This is a genomic window from Microcoleus sp. T2B6, from assembly GCF_036700475.1.
Lineage (GTDB): Bacteria > Cyanobacteriota > Cyanobacteriia > Cyanobacteriales > Microcoleaceae > Microcoleus.
Map to the genome: position 1 here is coordinate 1 of NZ_JAUBOZ010000025.1, position 17480 is coordinate 17480.

The following is a 17480-nucleotide window of genomic DNA, read 5'->3' on the forward strand; positions in this document are numbered from 1 at the left end:
CAGTTATCACCAGTCTTATCAACTGGGTTAACCGTCCCGTAAGCCTTTCAACCTACTTTAGGTTAAACGAATCGCACGTACCGTTAGACCGCAGGCTTCTTTTTCCTTTTTTTCAAAGGCTTTTTTGAGTGACGGAGTTCCCCCGCCACTTTCGTAACTCAATCCAATCTTCTTTATGAGTTTGGCTGAATTTTTATCTCGCTCCAAGGATTCTCCACACTGACAACAATGCCACCGCTCTGATAATTCTTTCGGCACTTTTTTGAGGCAGTTCCAGCAATGTTGAGAAGTTCCTTTGGGGTCAACAAATAGAACAGTTTTACCTAACTTCCAAGCAACATATTTGAGAACGCTGGCGAATTGTCCATGAGCCGCATCAAGAATGGATTTATTCAAGCCACTTTTTGCTGACTGGCTGTTCGGTAAATAAACCAAATTACCATTCTCAATACCAGTCTTGGGCTTGGCACGTCTAGTCAGATTTTTGACGCTCAAATCTTCAACAACTAAAACATCACATTTACCGAATAGCTCATGTGCAGTTTTGAATTGAAAATCTAATCTAGCTCTCGCTACAAACTGATGGAGTTTGGAAATCTTGTCCTTGATAACTTTCCAAGGCTTAGAACCCTTAACTCTATTAGCTAACTTTGCTTGAAGTCTTGCTAATTTCTGGGCCGACTTCCTCAAGAATCTAGGATTTTCTACCCTTTTGCCACTGGAAAGATAAACGTAATTAGTGACTCCCAAGTCGATACCAATAGTATTTTCGACCGTCGGTTGAATTTCTGCAACCGTTACGGGAACCCTTTTATCTTCTAGCGTCAGGGAAATATACCACCCATCCGCTTCTTTGATAACTGTGCCCGTCTTAACTTTGAACTTTGTTGGTATTGGACGGTGGAAAACCATAGGCACGCTTACCTATTTTGGCGAGGCTAATACAAATCCTATCTTGCTCGTCCTTGACAATATCTAAGTTGTCTAATTGAGGATAAGTGAAAGATTTGTAGTAGTGAAGCCCTTTGAATCTGGGCCTCCCTCGACGAGTGCCGTTTTTGTCGGGGGTGGTGAAATTTGAAAAGGAAGTTTCAACTCGGTTGACGACATCTTGCAAAACCTGAGAATCCAGCACTTTGTAATCAGGAAATAGCTTTTTAGTGTTTTTCAGATCAGCCAGTTGTATTGTCTGCCACTGTACATATCCGCCTTCAATGTTTGAGAAAACATCACCTTTCCTGGTCAAAGGATTGCCTGACTCATCCTTTTTTCGGCCGTCCCTGGTTTGCACTCTAGTCAAGGGAATATTTTGATAAATTTCCTCAATCGGGACTATCGAAACAATCAAGGGACAGGCGTTGATAGGTGTTCTCGTGGCTTCCCACCACCTAAATCTTTCGCCGAGTCGGTAGTTGTACTGCCGACGGCAGAGTTCTAAATGAGCCACAATAGTTGTTAGTTGGGCTTTCGTGGGTTTGAGGCGGTATTTGTACGTGAGTTGCATTTTTTAACTTCTTTTTTTCGACCTACCTTAATGTACCATTTCTTTTGATTTAATGTTTAGAAAGTACATCAAAGTTAAAGGTACTCGCAATGTCTAATTGTCGCTTTGGGTACCTACACCCGACGCTTCTGGACATCCCTGCGGTAATTCCCAACGGGGTACTTCGCGCAGCGCTCAGATTAATCCCCTCTAAATATACCGAGGGACTTCTCGGCTGGTAGTTAAGTCCTTGCAATCGATCGGCGTGTGTCACTGTTTTTGATTCGTACAGGATTTGCGCGCAGGTGTCGATCAACGCGGTTTCCTAACCATCAGCAGCGTTTTCGGTAAAAATTAGCGGTTTTTCTAAAGATGCTAAGGCTTTATCGCAAGCTTTCCCCGATACTATGCCAGAAAATATGTCGCGCAAATTCTATGAATGGCCAGATTTAGTGCAGCTTTACCGCGATGCAGACGTAATTGCAGTTTGTTTGATGGACAATAAATATGCTGCTGGAGGTACGGCTTTACTGGAAGCAATGGCTTGCAAGTGACCCGTTGTCATTACTCGGACTCAAGGTATGGTCGATTATTTAGCGGCCCCGGATATTGCTAAAGTGGTAAATGTGCCAGATGCAGCAGGTTTGCGCGAGGCGATCGTCCATTTGCTAAAAAATCCTCAAGAAGCTGAATCTCAAGCGCAGCGGGGGTACGAAATGGTTGTGAACCAGCACAGCAGCGAACCTTATGTCGATATTTTAGCCCAGAAGCTGCGATCGCTTTAAACTCGTAATATCAGCAACGGGCAAGATGCCCGTTCCACAAAACAGAAACTTGGTTGTGGAACAGGCATCTTGCCTGTTCATTAAAAACTGGTAAAACAGGCCGGAAAGCCTGTTGATTAAAAATCACGACTCCCGTCCACTCGCCCATTTATCCCGCCATTTCACAGTCCCTTCCGAAACTAAAACCCAGCGGCGACAAACCAGATTTTCTCGCAGCGGCGACAGTCCTTCCCGTAGCAGCGCATACTTATAAGAAATCAACTTCCCGGCACTTTCATTAAAAGGAATTTCCCCAAACCAAGTATTAGTATTGATATACTCCAACGGGTAGCCCTTACTAATATCCCAATTCCCCAATTCAGGACAATCTCCAATTACCACAATTCTTTCCCCAGGCTGAGTTTGAACGCTGTTAAGCTGCGCCCGCACAATAGTTTTCGCCTTAACTCGCTCTCCGACGCGGCTAAAAATCATTACTTCCTGCGAACCCAACTCTAAGTTGTACAGCATCCCATCTTTAACTTCAAACTTGCGGCGCGATAAAACCTCCGTATGCTCTCCATCAGGCAGCTCAGTATCAACCTCTTCAATTGTTGTAACAGAACTGCCACGATTCATCGCTACAAACACCACGGAATCGCGATAGCGGCGCACGTAACAATAAACATCAGGAGTTAGATATTTTTGCCACTGACTCCCCATCGAAATAGCTGGATTCAGCCGCCGCAATCCCGACAGCAATCGCACAGCTCGGTAAATCGGCGAATCAGTATCCCACTTTTCCATCATCGGGCGGTTGTAGGGGTCATTTCCCCCATCTGTATCATCGTGCAGATACTGTTCGGTGCCGTAATAAATGCAGGGAATGCCGCGAGTCGTCATAATTAAACCTATCGCCAACAGCAGCATTTCTGGATCGGGATTCAACGACTGAAACCTCGGCATATCGTGGTTGTCAATAAAAGTAATCAACTCCGTCGCCCCGTAGTAGCGGTGATCCAAATTCAGGACATCTTGGACTAACTTAAATCCCGCCTCCGCACCCTTCCCCAATACTTCTCGAATTGCCACGCACAGACCAAAATCTAAAATAGTCATCCCCGACTCGTTGACAAATTCCACAGAACGATCGTTTCTAGGGTCGCTGTAAATCCATTCGCCAAAAATGAAAACATCAGGTCTGTGTGTTAAAATGTCAGCATTAAATTCCTGCCAAAACCAAATAGGCATATGCTTGACTGTATCAACCCGCAAAGCATCAACACCTCTGTCCAGCCATTGTTTAATTGCTGACTTAATGTAATTGCGGTAGGCAATATTGTTTTCGTTGAAAGTTGCTAAACCCGACAGTTCGCAGTTTTGGACTTGCCATTCATCTTCCCAGTTTTTGACTTCGCCGTAGTGGTGATACCAGTTATCTTCATCGTCGTTAAAGTCAGCTATTTTTACGCCGTCGTCGTAGAGTTCTCCTTTTTTCCCGCTAAAATCAGGGTTGCTATGATTGCAGACAATATCGAGCACGAGTTTCATGTTTCGCTGGTGCAACTCGTGTACTAATTTGTCAAATACCGTATCTTTACTTTCTTGTGTTTGGTTAATAGAAGGATTGTCGCCTGTGGCAATAAAGCGGGGATTTAGTCGCTTGAAATCTTTAGTCCAGTAGCCGTGAATTGCAGCTTGTTCGACAAATAATGCTTCAACTTGCTCGAACAGTGGAGTCAGCCAAACGGCGGTAACTCCCATATCTTTTAAGTAATCGAGTTTGTCGATAACTCCCTGCAAGTCGCCGCCCCAATATTTGCCCCAATCTTTCCCTTCTGGATCGTAAAGTTCTGGGTTTGGGCCTTCGTTATTTTCGGGGTCGCCGTCGTAAAAGCGATCGACTACAATGAAATAAATTGTTTCTTGTCGGAATTCAATGTCTCTCGTGTAGAGGAATTCTAAATCGATTTCGCTTTCTGGCTTAACTTCTGCTACCAGAGACTCAATTTTTTCTTCTGATTCTGTAACTTCGTATTGAGACGAAGTTTGATTGGGAGTGACTGATGTCATGAGATGTATTTTTTGATTATAGTAAGATTTGTCAGTTATGCGGAGCTAGAGTCGGAGATAGCTTTCCCCTCTGACTGACTTTTACAGCATCATACGGAATTTACTCGTTTAATGAAATCTTCCTTTAGACAGAGGGCAGACTCATCCTTGAGTATTAAGTGGATGAGAGTTAATATTTAGCGTCATTCTCAATCCAAGAGGCAGAACCTCAAAAACCTACGCTACCAGGCTGATCCTAGTAGCGAGAAAAGGTGTACTAATTGTGCGATCGGACTTTTTCCCTTCCCTTCTATTCCTCCCGCAACTTTTGGATATCTTCAACGCTCAAACCAGTAGTTTGACTAATGGTTTGATTGTCAAGGACATTGAGAAGTTGCCTAGCAATTTCTAGAGCCTTTTCTCTCATTCCTAGCGCGACTCCTTCTTCTCTACCTTCTGCGATGCCTTCTTCTCTGCCTTCTTCTCTGCCTTGTGCGAGTCCTTCTTCAATTCCCTTTCGCAAGATTCCCTGCTGATCCAGAATATACCTTTCGCGTGCTTCTAAATCTGCCAACTCTTCGGGATTCAAGTTAGTTTCATTAGCAATAGCAAAGGCTTGCTGTATTTCCGAGACTGTTTCCATTGTTGACGGTACCACTTCCAAACTGGGAGCATTTTTCATAAAATAAACCCACTTGTCAGTCAAAGTTTCTAACTCATCCAATTGTTTGTTGAATTTCGGCAATTCGATAAAAATCAGTTCGATCTCTGGATCGACATAATCAAATAAACGTTTTTTCTCCTTGAAGACAAAGTGAGAAATTACTTCTCGGTCATTGTCAAACATTTCAAAATCAGTAATTGTCAAAGCAATTACAGGTTTTAACTTAAAGTAACCTTCACCGCGAATCAGTTGAGTAGAGTAAGTTTTCGCAGCATTGTAAACCACCCGTTTCGCAAAAGATGCTACATTTAAAACTTGCATTTCGATAATTACAGTTGCGCCTCCTGCAAGCCTGGCTTTGACATCCAGGTAAGAGTCTTTGAGATACGGAACTCTCGATGCTAAATACGGGTCGATAATTTCTAGGTCGGCGATGGTGGGGTTGCCATCATAAATCATGGCATTGAGAAAGCTGATTAAAATTGGTTTGCTTTCGTTGGAACCGAATATTTTTTTGAAGGCAAAATCGGTTTTGGGGTTAATGAATGTCATGACCAATCTCTTTTAAAATGACTTACCTATTATTTTAACCCAGTGGGAAAATGGATTGGGCGAGTTACCAAAACTAGATATCGGATGCTCTATCCAAGCTTGAGCCGATCGATAATGAAGTCCATCAGCCATTAGCGCTTGCTCTATCTTCTATTCTGTCAAATCGACTTGTCGAATCTCTTCTAGCGTCAGATCCAAACATTGCGCGATTTGCTCATCGCTCAATCCTATTGCTTGCAAGCGTTGGATAGCCTCCATTTTCGCCTGCCGCTTTCCCCGCAAAAACTCAGGCGACTCTTCCTGCGATGTGCAGACATTCAGCGATCCGATTAAACTGGACTTCGCCCATACAAATGTACTAACAGTCCTAAAACTCTTACTCTACAAAGGATGCAACTGTTGCTCTGAAAATCTGTACCCATTGATCAGCAATAGCTGACGCAGGCGATCGCCCTCAATTGTTGTATATTCAATATAATTGCCGATCGCAAACAGATATCAATCATCTACATGGGTACACAATTTTTTACTTAACAATTGAAACCTTTGTGATGAGAGGCTTTTGAGCCTGTGTAAGTATATTTGCAGGGTGAAGATCAGATTTAAGCAAGCCCAGCTAAAAAAAAAGAATATCCAGAACCACGACTTCTTTAAGTGCTGCGGCGATATAAAAGAAGAGCGTTTTACTTTTAATTAGAGCGACTTACTTATCCCAAAAAAGAACGATCGCCCGACATCCACCCCAACCCTAGCTAACTACAGCCACCGCAGACTCTGGCACCTGAGAATGCTCCACCCGGAACACATTGGCGCTCAGATTAGCAACAACTTGTTTCCCCTGCTGCGTCAGTTCCAAATAGCCGATCGCATCCTTCACATACCGATAAACCACATTCCAATAAAACTTCGGATAACCATCCCGCAACTCCCCCGGATTCTGATAGCCCAAAACCCGATTTTGCCCAGTCTCCTCAAACTCGTAAAACAGCGCCGCAATCTTTTGCAAATATCGCGGATCGCTCAACTGACCAATTAAATCAGCAGCCCGAACTAAACCCGGATAATTTACAGTATCTTGATAATCTTCATCTGTAGGAACTGGGAAACGAGTCAGCTCAATATTATGCTTAACCAGCTCAGCGTCAATCAGTTTGTGCCCGCCAAAACGCTCGTCAATAAACATTTTTCCGCGATCGACATGATAAAGCATCAAACTAGCATCCGTGGCCCCCGGAGGCAGCGTTAATTTCATGTCACCTATTCCCGTCGCATACAGTCCTAAATCTGTTCTATCTTGTCGGCAAACACCTTTAACATACCCGATATCGTGACATAGCAAAGCAATGTGGAAGTGCAACCAATCTTCGCAGGAAACACCCCCTTCGCGGATGTGCTTCCCCCCCAGAATTGCTTGTCCCACCAATGTCACTAAAATAGTGTGTTCGACATTATGGTAAAGAGCATCGCTATTAGCAATATTTTCTAAAGCCATACTCGCCACCCAAGCAATAATCTCGCCATAGTCAGATTTAAACCCGCCGTAAGTGTGGCGGTAGCCTTCAATCAGCCGATTGACAAAAGCCTTAATAAGCAGTTCAGTTGCGTTAAACATATTGACTTCCCTCATCCCACCTAGATTATTAAATTATTTTTATAGTTATTGTTTTTGCTGCTACCGTTTGATGTTATTTTTGGCTGAAGCGCCACGATGGATACCCACTCCTATCGAGAGGCATCCATTGATATTATCAACAATTATGGCTTAAATTATGGCTCTCGCAACTACCAGATCGATAGACCCCATAAATAATTGATATCAATGGGCGATCGAGGTATGACACCCCTCAATCAGCATTACGGTGTTACATCTTCGCCGCATACCTCAGTCGATTTTAGATTTACTCCACAGATACATCTGGGAGTTGGAACTAGGATCTAAAATTTTGGGTTCTCACTACTCTTGTGGGAAACTTGTATCTGTTCTGGCTGACCCCGCCCAAAAACGAGAGCGAAAGCGTAACCCCATGAATTCCTCATACACAGGATTAAGCTTGTACATAGGCGGTATGTAGAAAAGATCGTGTCCCCATAACTGAATATCTCTCTCACAAGAACACCGTGCGAGTATAAGTTGGCACACCACTGAGTTACTGATGCCTCCCCCACTGCAATGCTATCGAGCCACTGTCGTACTGGTTGCACAATAGCATTGCAAAAAGTTAAGTCTTTGCACTGATTTCCCGGGAAAATACTGGTAGTCAAGTTCATGATTGATCTCAGTAATCATTACTAACAAAAACTGATGAATCACCCCACTTAATCCTCAACGAAACCCACTCTTGCTCCGGTGACGTGAATAAGTTTTATGGGTGACACTCACAGTCGCAAAATGTGATGCGAAGAGCTAGCATTTGTGATTTAAAACTCGCTAAAGTGTGAGACAGATCACGCCCTCTGTTCCCTCCAGAATGTATATTTAGATAGATGGCAAGAAAATAAGACAGAATAAATGGCAGCCCTCCCTCGCAGATCCTTTCTCCCATCATCTGCGATCGACGACTCTGTATACTTACGAATATAAGGTTTCAGGCAATGATTAAACAAAAACATAAATATGCCGACCTTGCTCAACTCCCCCACACAGATACCGTGCTCCAAAAACTCCCTGTAGAAGTTAAAGAATGGGCCCAAAGCTTGCCTTGGAACCAACGGCGCTATGTCTTGTCCCTCTGCTACATATTGTGTGCATCTACTCCTGACTTGCAAGCAGAATTTTTAGATAATTATACAGCAGACGGTTTAGTCTCAAAAATGTTTGAAGATGTAGATACTCTACACCGAGTCAAAGAGTATTTAATCAGATTCCAGGTCAAAAAACAATTAAACGAATCAGATTTAAGAAGCTACATCAAACAATTTTATATCCACTCAGCTCAACAATCGCGCCGAGAAACTGACCAATATTTAGAATCTGCACTCCGCTTCGTCTTGAGTACAGAAGAACGCAATAATGTTTTTAACTACATTTTGGGCTTTGAATTTATTAAAATTGTGTTTCAAATGAGCTGGTTGCAACACGAAAGATTAGCGAGACTCCAAAAAAATCAGTCGCAGTTTATTGAAACCTATATCAAGCCGATTCAACACGCACACAGAATTAATGGCATAATTCTACCGAAAGATGAGAGAATCTTTTTTGCCAGACGCACCTATTACGTTCAACTACCTAACATTTCCTACAGAAGGCTCATTGAGTTAGTCATGGCAACTTTTACTACAGAAATGCTGAGTAATTGCGGATTTTCTATCAGCCGCCACTCTCAAGCTCTGCGTTTTGACTGCGATTACATTTATGATCCAGAACCAGAAGAAGAAAGATTTCCTACTGACTTGCAATTTATTCATTAACTGTACGCAGTAAGGCGTACCATACATTGCTTTTTTCTTTTTACTTTTAGTTTCTCGTTGGACACAGGAGAGTTTTTGAAGCATGGGACTTCTAGTCGGTAAGTTAAAACTGAATTTGTCAGCCTGATTAGATATAAAATGGGATGGCTCCATCAATTAACCTTCCGCTTGCATTTCTTCAATGTCAAACCAGCTAACTATCACTCCCGCTAGCGGAATAGCGAGAAATATGCCTAAAAGTCCTGCTGATCTTGCTCCGACTAACAGTGCAAAAAATACCACTACCGGATTGAGGTTAAGAGAATTTTGCATGAGTCTCGGATGAATAAAGTTGTCTTGAACTTGCTGCAAAACAATGCAAGCTGCCAATACTTTTAAAGCTAGCCACACATTTTGAGACAATACAATAAAACAAACTAAGCTAATCCCCAGCGTCGCTCCGATCCCTGGAACTAAATCAAACAATCCGATAATAAAGGCTAAAATTAAAGGAAATCTCACATCTAACAGCAGAAAAATCAAAAAACTTGCTGTTGTCAAAAATAACATTAACAGGATTTGTGCCTGAAAAAATCCTAAAAAGTTTTTCTCTATTGTTACACTTAAACGCCTGTGCAGGTGTCGAGGTATAAATTTGAGAACTAACAGCCACAGCCTCTCTCCATCAAGTAACATGAAAGAAGCCACTACCATAATTAATATTAAATTCAATAAATTGGTTAAAAATACTTGTAAAAAAGCAATACTCGAAACAACTCCCGCCAAAGCTTGATTTCGTAGTTGTTCCTCAATAACTCGCAGGTTAACTTGCAGGTTTCTTGCCCGCAAAAATGCTTCGATGCGCTCGGACAGAGGCGCTAAAGCATTCACAAATTCAGTCATGCTGTCAATTAATTGCTGTCCTTGAGATAAAAGAGTGACGCCTACGGTGACGGTGAGACCGCCAAAAACTAAAATGGTGAGCAAGACAACGAAGGCGACAGCTAAACTTCGCGGTAAAAATCTCTGGAGAGTTCGCACCGGATAGTTAAGCAAAAAAGCCACGAGTGCCGCAATAGTGAAAACCGCGACTGCTGTTTCAAAGTAAGCTAAAAGTTGCAGTCCAGCCCAACCAGAAGCAAATAAAAGCAAAAACCGGACTAAGGCTAAATTGCTTAGCATATTCCAAAAATTGGGAGGGGTTCTTTCTTGCTCTTTCACAGGGATTTTTAGGGGTTAATACTATAGCTCAAAAATATTGCAGAGCCCTCTTTTAGAATGGCACCCAACATATATCTGCGGCTATCCCCCTCAAGGCAGAAAACAGATGTCGAACGGAGGCAGGGGTTGGTTCTATTTACCATAAGTTTGATTCGATCGCCCCCAATACCGAATCAAACACAAGCGCGATCGAACAAACAGCCTTTCTGACTCTAAAACCGCCTCGGAAACTCTTTGCCAGGGGAGTATTTGTCCTGGCAGGCCCCCAACTAGGAAACAAAAGCTCAAACAAAGCTGGCGCCGAAAAACCCGGTTTCCGTGCCAGTGGCGAAAAATTTCAACTCTGCTCCGTGGAAGATAGTTTGACATACTCACCGACGTGAAGGTACGGTGATTCTTAAGCCTCGCGACTTAAGTTTCTGCTTCTTGGCAACTGCCTCCACCCTCAAAGAGTTTTGGTCTTATGTTCGCTCCACAGACTAACCCCGCAAGCCCTGCGGTTTTTACGTGTCGAATACCAAACGGAATTCTTCGTAGGTTTGATTCTAGGGTTAGACTTCCATTGCCCTATCCTCTTGAACCGGTCTACCGATTTTGCTTCGCCGCCAGCACCTCGGGCTGAACTTCGCTCGTATAGGCTGTTTGATCCATCGTCTCGGGTGGGTCGTTGACCAATTACATTCTAATATAAATCCGTCCTAAAAGGACCGGGTTTCTACCCAAATTTGTGATGAACAGGTCAATTTTTGGGATACTAGAAACTAGCACTCAACTTAGCTGAGGAACAAACGTGCTGCTATCAAAAGGCTTTGAAGTAGAAATGTATACCGGCACTCCCGAAGGTGAGGTTGTCGGTCTCTCCGATCGCATAGTTGCCGATCTAGAGGGATTTGTGCGGGAGCCTGATAGCCGCAATGTGGAGTACACGACCGCCCCGCTGTGCAGCTACGATCGCCTGCTGTGCGCCTTAGTCAAGCCGCGAGTCCGGCTGCGCGAGTATCTCAAACAATTGGGCGACTATACCTTGCTGCCGGGAAGTACCTTGTCTCTCGGAGGGAGCGATCGATTTTACAGATCCGATCCCAACAACCCCTACCACACCTACATCGAGCAAACCTACGGCACAAAAGTCGTCACCGCCAGCATTCACATCAACATCGGCATCTCCCAACCAGAAATGCTGATGCGCGCCATCCGCCTCGCCCGCGTCGAAGCACCGCTATACCTTGCCTTGAGCGCCTCTTCCCCCTTCCTCGACGGCGAAGTCACGGGCTATCATTCGACTCGGTGGGGTTTGTTTCCCAAAACTCCCGCCATCGTCCCCCTGTTTGAAAGTCACAAGCATTACATTCAGTGGACTGAAGAACAGCTAGAACTCGGCACCATGCAAAACGTCCGCCATTTGTGGTCTGCCGTGCGACCAAATGGCGATCGTCGCCCCTACTGTCTCAACCGCCTCGAGCTGAGAATTTGCGACCTCGAGGTCAATCCTCTGGCTTTGTTAGCCATCACTGCCTTGCTAGAAGCTCGCATTTGGCAGATGATGGAAGACCCCAGCTTAGACCCTTTAGAACTCAGCACCTTGTCGGCGGCCACCCGCAACGAAGACTTAGTTGCCCTCACAGACGCCAACGAAATTGCTGCATCCCGGCAAAGTTTGGATGCCGAACTTACCCACTGGCAAGACGGCAGAACTATTCTGGCACGAGATTGGATTGAGGAAATTTACCGCGAAGTGTGGCCTATAGCCAAAAAACGCGGCTTTAGTTGCTTTCTATCGCCACTGAAAAAGATTCTCCGGGAAGGCAACACGGCCCAGCAGTGGTTGAAGCTACACGAGGGCGGTTCGGACACCCGCAGTATTATTCTGCAAGGGATTCAGGGGATGGCTCACCAAGAATGGGAGCTAGAAGACAACTTGTGCGCCCAGTTAGTTGCCTGAAGTATCGGCCGTTATTATAACGGGGGCTTTCACTAGCCCCCTGGCTATGCGTACTCAGCCAATAATACAAATAGCCGGAACCTCCTCCGAAAAAGTTGCAGAGGGACGCCCAAAAACAAATCAGAATATTTAATCAATGGAGCTCGACAAAGGTTATAAATAAAAGCTATAAGGTATATATACCTTGGGGTAGTTTTATAAATTTCCCAATAGCTGTATTTTAGGCTTTTAATTAGCTTCATGCCCCAACTTGTCTTGATTCACCCGCAAATCCCCCCGAATACTGGCAATATCGCCCGCACTTGCGCTGCCACAGGCACGGAACTGCATTTAGTCGGCCCGCTGGGGTTTGAAATTAGCGATCGCTACCTGAAACGGGCAGGCTTAGATTACTGGCCCTACGTCAATCTCCACTGCCACGAAGACTTAGCGGCTTTTCTGGCTTGTCGGCAGCAGCGCGGGGGACGAGCGATCGGATTCAGCACTGGCGGGCGATGCAATTACGCGCAATTCCAATTTCAGCCCAGCGACTGGCTGATGTTTGGCTCGGAAACTGTAGGCATTCCCCAATTCGTCTTGGATGCCTGCGACGCCACAGTTTTTATTCCGATGAGCCAGCCTGGAGTCAGGAGTTTGAACCTCTCCGTCAGCGCCGCTGTGGGTTTATTTGAGGCTAAACGACAGTTGGGCGAGCTGGGATAAATCATTATCAACACATAAATATATAGAGATTTAATAGCTGCCGGAGGCGGCAAAATCTCCATTTAAATATAAGAAATTTGTATCAAAGGGGTGAAAATCTAGATAGCCGACATTAATATATTTTATTCATTCAAAAACAGATTGTTATCAGCAACACCAAATGACTACAAGAGGATTCAGCAACAAAAATAAATAATTTTAGCGATTTAGGGCGTCAGCGAGCACCAGCTTAGGTCTGAACACTATATCTAGTAAATATACGGTTGTAGCCTGTCCGGAAATTAGCCTAAAGTCGGATAATAGGTAAGAGTTCAGAGCCTTACGGGAATGAAGATTTTATGTATTCGTTCCAGCTCTTGCGGTGTAAGGCTTTTGGGGTTAATTGCAGCAGGTTTGACCGAGAATTTTAAAATTTCTGACGGTTTGAGCTTGTCTAAATTAAAAAAGCAAGGTAATCTGGCCTAAGCATGATAGCTGTCAACAATCAGAATATTTTTGCTTGTTGATTTAAATTCAGCGTCATGCGATCCCCTTGAGTGTTTCCAAGGACAGTTAGCGCTTCTCAGTAGGAGGTCGTTTTTTTGAAACGAACATATCCCCAAATTAAGCCTGTTCAGGCTAGTGAAATCGACAGAGACGGTTCTGCGGAACCATCCAAACAGACAACGCTCAGCACAGGCAGAGTTCGCTCTCTCGCCACGATCGGGCTGGCAATATCGGTAGGTGCTTCTGGCATCCTGTTACCGAGAAATGGAGACAGCGCTCGCGCGTCTGAACTCGCACCGACATCGGAATCCACCGCTGAAGTACAGCCAGTATCGGCCAACGGGCCCGCTACGTCCGCACAAGTTGACGGTTCCAGGGCCGAACAGCCCGGAGCACCTTCTGAGCCGGCGACGGTTAAGGTGCAGGAGGGGCAAAGCCTTTGGGAGCTTTCTCGGGATTATCAAGTTGAACCGTTGGTACTAGCAACGGCCAACGACATCAAACCCGATACCATACTCCAAGTTGGCCAACAGCTCAGAATTCCGACTGCGACGGAAGCCACACCACAACAGAACGCCGGCTATAGCACATCGGCTTCGCTAGATCGCGCAGCGACGGTCAATCCCGAACAAGAGTTAAATCTGACTGGCTCCGAGCCATTTGATAGTGCAGCAATGACAGCGCTGCCATCAACCGCAGCGACCCCGCGGGTCACGATGGTACCGGAACAAAGTTCGATCGATATCCCGAATGCAGACGGGGCGATCGACAGTTTGAAAAAACAGGAAAACCGCACCACAGAATCGGGTCGAACGATGTTCGGGTCGGAGGGGGGAGCAAATTTATCTACACCTGCGGCATTTTTGCCGGAGTCAGCACCGACGCTGACCTCCCCCGGATATGCAACTGGGACAACTATTCCTGACCTCGATGCCACACCTGTACTTCCCAATTCCGGGGGAGGTCAAGCAGCATCGCCCGATCGAGCATTCGAGTCAATTGAACAGTCTGTGGCAACACCCAGTTTGCCCTCGGCTGTGCTAGTCCCCCCTGCAGGAAGTACCGCCGCGCCGGCTGAGGTTCTCTACAGCGTGCGTCCGGGAGATACGGTAGATGCGATCGCCAAAGGTCACGGCGTATCGCCCAAAGACCTGATCTCCGTCAACAAGCTCGGCAACCCCAACTTGCTGAATGTCAATCAACGGCTCAAAATTCCCCAAGTGGGGTTGAAAAATCCAGGGGTGCAGGCGGCAGCCTCTTATTCTGCCTCCAACTCTACATCTGTCTGGGCGGCGAGTTCGGTTCCCGCATCTTTGAACCCCAGCTCGTCTACCTCGGAAATAGCCGGTGCTGGCGTTGCAGCCCCCGCGCCCAAAGTGCCTGTTGTCTCTCCCCTGGAGAACCTGGAAGGCCTGAACAACATTTCAGCGCCGATGGTTCCCCAAATTAACAGCATTCCGCTGACTCAAGTTTCCCAAACCATTAGCGATCCACGGAAGCTGGATCTTCAAGGCGAACCAACATTTACAGGTGCAGTTGACACCAGTTCCCTGCCTGGACCAGCCAGTGCCACTGCTACCGCCATCGCTACGGGAGAATACCCGCAGCCGATCAGCTTCGTGGCAAATACTAGCGCCCAGGGTTCAAATGCCGATCCAAATAGCGCTTTACCAGAGTCGAATTCGGAGGCTCTCCCCACCGCAGAAGCTCTCAACCCTTATTCCGAACGCTTGAGGGCAGAAGTGGTCAGGCTGCGAGAGGAATATCGTGCCTCGCGCAATTCGATCGGCGCCAATGCGGTGTCCCTGGCTCCTAATGACGGGCCCTCGGTCAACCCGTCTGAGGATATGCCAAGTGTCAATCCATATCTCTACACCCCCGACTATACTGAGCCGGTGCAGAATGAAATCAGCAGACCGCCATCGAGAGCCTGGTCTGAGCAGGTTCAGAAGCAGCAGCAAGAGCGTTTAGATCCCGCTCGCGCAGCGGAACTGCAACCGATCAACCTTACGCCGACCTCTGCTGGGCAGGGGCCTGTGGTAGCAACTGCTCCTTTGGGAGCAGACGGTTACGATCCCCTAAGCAACCCGTCTTTGGGACGCATGGTTTCTCCAGAACTGCCTCCGCTGTCGAACCCTGATACTTATCTGCCTAACGGCAAACAACAGTCGGCTAACCGGTTTATTTGGCCGTCTAAGGGCGTTCTGACTTCTGGCTACGGCTGGCGCTGGGGACGGATGCACAAAGGAATTGATATTGCAGGGCCGATCGGCACGCCAATTGTGGCAGCATCAGACGGGGTGGTTACCTATGCTCAGTGGAACGACGGCGGCTACGGGTATCTGGTGGAAATTACCCATCCTGACGGCACTGAGACGGTCTATGCCCACAACAGCCGAATTTTGGTGCAAAAGGGTCAGAGAGTCGCTCAAGGCGAACAGATTTCAGAAATGGGCAGCACCGGCTTTAGTACCGGGCCGCACTTGCACTTTGAAATTCATCCCGCCGGACAGGGTGCTATCAACCCTATGGCTTTTCTGCCAGACGATGCGTCCAGCGCTTCTCGGTAACGACTGGTCGGAAGTTATGGGTTTTGAATGATTACCAAAACTCATAACTTTTACTTGAAGTCATTAGAAATAGTGTTGTGTGAAAACAAGACATAGCTAGCCCTACCGTGCTACGATAGTAAATCGTGAAGTAGATTTGGCTCAGTGGCGCAGTGGTTAGCGCAGGGGACTCATAAGCCCAAGGTCGCAGGTTCAAATCCCGCCTGAGCCATTATTTAATCAAAAAAACTGCGCTCTCAAATTTGAGAGCGTATTTTTTTGATCGCTCGAGAAGATACTTGTAGTCGTTATGAGTATGATATATTTGTAACAGTTCGTAAAAAAGGAAACAAAATCTATGACCAGTGAATGCCTCCGGGTTGGTCAAGCTGCACCCGATTTCGCAGCGACAGCCGTAGTGGATCAGGAATTCAAGACAGTTAAACTGTCCGACTATAAAGGCAAAAAGTATGTAGTCCTGTTCTTCTACCCCTTGGACTTCACCTTTGTGTGCCCAACTGAGATTACAGCATTTAGCGATCGCTTCGAGGACTTCAAAAAAATCGATACCGAAATCCTCGGCGTATCCGTTGACAGTGAATTCTCTCACCTCGCTTGGATACAAACAGACCGCAAATCTGGCGGTGTTGGCGACCTCAACTATCCCTTAGTTGCTGACCTCAAAAAAACAATTAGTTCGGCCTACAACGTCCTCGACCCAGAAGCAGGCATTGCCCTCAGAGGTCTGTTCATCATCGACAAAGAAGGCATCATCCAACACTCTACTATCAACAATCTTGCCTTCGGCCGCAACGTGGACGAAACTCTCCGAACTCTGCAAGCTATCCAACACGTCCAGTCTCATCCCGATGAAGTTTGTCCCGCCGGCTGGCAGCCCGGTGACAAGACCATGACTCCCGATCCGGTCAAGTCTAAGGTATTCTTTGCTGCGGTTTAAGCAGATTATATTTGTACGGACACGGCGCTGCCGTGTCCCTACCCGCAGAGGCATTTATTTAAGCGGATTTTTAATTACCAATTAGCAATTAGCAATTACCCAATTAGGAAATATGCTGACTTCTACTAATTTTAGCGGCTTGTTAAATGAGCGGTTTTTCCAAAATTTATTGCCTGTTCCCGCGAGTAATGTTCTGAAGCTGGGACAGAGGACGCCAGATTTTGAATTGCCGGATATTAATAATGGCAAATTGGTGCGGCTGTCGAATTATCGGGGCGATAAGCCGGTAGTCCTGGCTTTTACGCGGATTTTTACAGAAAAGCAATATTGCCCTTTCTGTTTTCCTCACATTAAAGCTTTGAATGAAAACTGGGAAAAATTTGCCGATCGCAATATAGAATTATTGATGGTTGCCAGTACCGACGATCGCCAAAGCCAAATAGTGGTTAGAGATTTAGGCTTGAAAATGCCTCTGCTTTCTGATCCAGGCTGTCAACTTTTTCGGGCTTATCAAGTCGGTCAGGCTTTAGGTGCTCCTTTGCCTGCTCAGTTTGTTTTGGATGCAGATGGAAAACTCCTCTTCAAACATTTGTTTTCTTTCATAGACCACAATGCTAGTGTAGACACTTTGCTGCAATATGTCGATCGGTAAGGAAACCGCTGCTGTGTCCTAATTTGGAGTTTTTCACCGCTGAGGCACGCTGCTTTAGGCCCATCAGC

General features: G+C 45.9%; 15 protein-coding genes and 1 tRNA gene. 9 read left to right on the top strand and 7 right to left on the bottom strand.

Features of this window, described 5'->3' with window-relative positions; genetic code table 11:
* Nucleotides 1-57: 57 nt before the first annotated feature.
* Nucleotides 58-912: a transposase gene (locus QUA00_RS13635; RefSeq protein WP_333409958.1), complete on the bottom strand. Its 855-nt coding sequence runs from the start codon at nucleotides 910-912 to the stop codon at nucleotides 58-60.
* The gene (locus QUA00_RS13640) at nucleotides 872-1504 is read right to left on the bottom strand and encodes a helix-turn-helix domain-containing protein (protein ID WP_333409959.1); all 633 of its coding nucleotides are present in this window, start codon (nucleotides 1502-1504) and stop codon (nucleotides 872-874) included. The genes QUA00_RS13635 and QUA00_RS13640 overlap by 41 nt, the downstream gene beginning before the upstream one ends.
* Nucleotides 1505-1902: 398 nt before the next feature.
* Here QUA00_RS13640 and QUA00_RS13645 point away from each other — a divergent pair, with 398 nt between their 5' ends.
* Together QUA00_RS13645 and QUA00_RS13650 are read left to right on the top strand one after the other, a co-directional pair.
* On the top strand, nucleotides 1903-2037 hold the full coding sequence (locus QUA00_RS13645; RefSeq protein ID WP_333143011.1) for a hypothetical protein: 135 nt from the start codon (nucleotides 1903-1905) through the stop codon (nucleotides 2035-2037).
* Between the two features lie 27 nt (nucleotides 2038-2064).
* A complete protein-coding gene (locus tag QUA00_RS13650) occupies nucleotides 2065-2268 on the top strand; it encodes a glycosyltransferase (protein WP_445305743.1) in 204 nt (67 codons plus the stop codon).
* 123 nt (nucleotides 2269-2391) lie between these two features.
* Here QUA00_RS13650 and QUA00_RS13655 read toward each other — a convergent pair whose 3' ends face one another.
* From QUA00_RS13655 to QUA00_RS36825, 4 genes are all read right to left on the bottom strand, one after another.
* On the bottom strand, nucleotides 2392-4320 hold the full coding sequence (locus tag QUA00_RS13655; RefSeq protein ID WP_333409960.1) for an alpha-amylase family glycosyl hydrolase: 1929 nt from the start codon (nucleotides 4318-4320) through the stop codon (nucleotides 2392-2394).
* 289 nt (nucleotides 4321-4609) lie between these two features.
* Nucleotides 4610-5515: an Rpn family recombination-promoting nuclease/putative transposase gene (locus QUA00_RS13660; protein WP_333409961.1), complete on the bottom strand. Its 906-nt coding sequence runs from the start codon at nucleotides 5513-5515 to the stop codon at nucleotides 4610-4612.
* A 748-nt stretch (nucleotides 5516-6263) separates the two neighbouring features.
* Nucleotides 6264-7127, bottom strand: coding sequence for an Npun_R2479 family HD domain-containing metalloprotein (locus tag QUA00_RS13665; protein WP_333409962.1), 864 nt, complete (start codon nucleotides 7125-7127; stop codon nucleotides 6264-6266).
* Nucleotides 7128-7469: 342 nt separating this feature from the next.
* Nucleotides 7470-7658, bottom strand: coding sequence for a Mo-dependent nitrogenase C-terminal domain-containing protein (locus QUA00_RS36825; RefSeq protein ID WP_445305744.1), 189 nt, complete (start codon nucleotides 7656-7658; stop codon nucleotides 7470-7472).
* A 449-nt stretch (nucleotides 7659-8107) separates the two neighbouring features.
* On the opposite strand from QUA00_RS36825, the gene QUA00_RS13670 reads away from it, so the two are divergent.
* The gene (locus QUA00_RS13670; RefSeq protein ID WP_333104568.1) at nucleotides 8108-8923 is read left to right on the top strand and encodes a cobyrinic acid a,c-diamide synthase; all 816 of its coding nucleotides are present in this window, start codon (nucleotides 8108-8110) and stop codon (nucleotides 8921-8923) included.
* 156 nt (nucleotides 8924-9079) lie between these two features.
* Here the strand turns inward: QUA00_RS13670 and QUA00_RS13675 are convergent, their stop codons facing one another.
* Nucleotides 9080-10123: an AI-2E family transporter gene (locus QUA00_RS13675; RefSeq protein WP_333409963.1), complete on the bottom strand. Its 1044-nt coding sequence runs from the start codon at nucleotides 10121-10123 to the stop codon at nucleotides 9080-9082.
* A 790-nt stretch (nucleotides 10124-10913) separates the two neighbouring features.
* Between QUA00_RS13675 and gshA the strand changes: the two genes are divergently transcribed.
* The 6 genes from gshA (at nucleotide 10914) to QUA00_RS13705 (ending at nucleotide 17412) form a co-directional block, all read left to right on the top strand.
* Nucleotides 10914-12065: a glutamate--cysteine ligase gene (gshA, locus tag QUA00_RS13680; protein WP_333143019.1), complete on the top strand. Its 1152-nt coding sequence runs from the start codon at nucleotides 10914-10916 to the stop codon at nucleotides 12063-12065.
* 240 nt (nucleotides 12066-12305) lie between these two features.
* The gene (locus tag QUA00_RS13685; protein ID WP_333143020.1) at nucleotides 12306-12767 is read left to right on the top strand and encodes a tRNA (cytidine(34)-2'-O)-methyltransferase; all 462 of its coding nucleotides are present in this window, start codon (nucleotides 12306-12308) and stop codon (nucleotides 12765-12767) included.
* Nucleotides 12768-13348: 581 nt separating this feature from the next.
* Nucleotides 13349-15823 carry a peptidoglycan DD-metalloendopeptidase family protein gene (locus QUA00_RS13690; protein ID WP_333409964.1) on the top strand — a complete coding sequence of 825 codons (2475 nt, stop codon included), beginning with the start codon at nucleotides 13349-13351 and terminating at the stop codon, nucleotides 15821-15823.
* A gap of 138 nt (nucleotides 15824-15961) precedes the next feature.
* Nucleotides 15962-16034: transfer RNA gene (locus tag QUA00_RS13695), tRNA-Met, on the top strand.
* Between the two features lie 126 nt (nucleotides 16035-16160).
* A complete protein-coding gene (locus QUA00_RS13700) occupies nucleotides 16161-16760 on the top strand; it encodes a peroxiredoxin (RefSeq protein WP_015178160.1) in 600 nt (199 codons plus the stop codon).
* 112 nt (nucleotides 16761-16872) lie between these two features.
* Nucleotides 16873-17412: a redoxin domain-containing protein gene (locus QUA00_RS13705; protein ID WP_333409965.1), complete on the top strand. Its 540-nt coding sequence runs from the start codon at nucleotides 16873-16875 to the stop codon at nucleotides 17410-17412.
* Nucleotides 17413-17480: the final 68 nt, after the last annotated feature.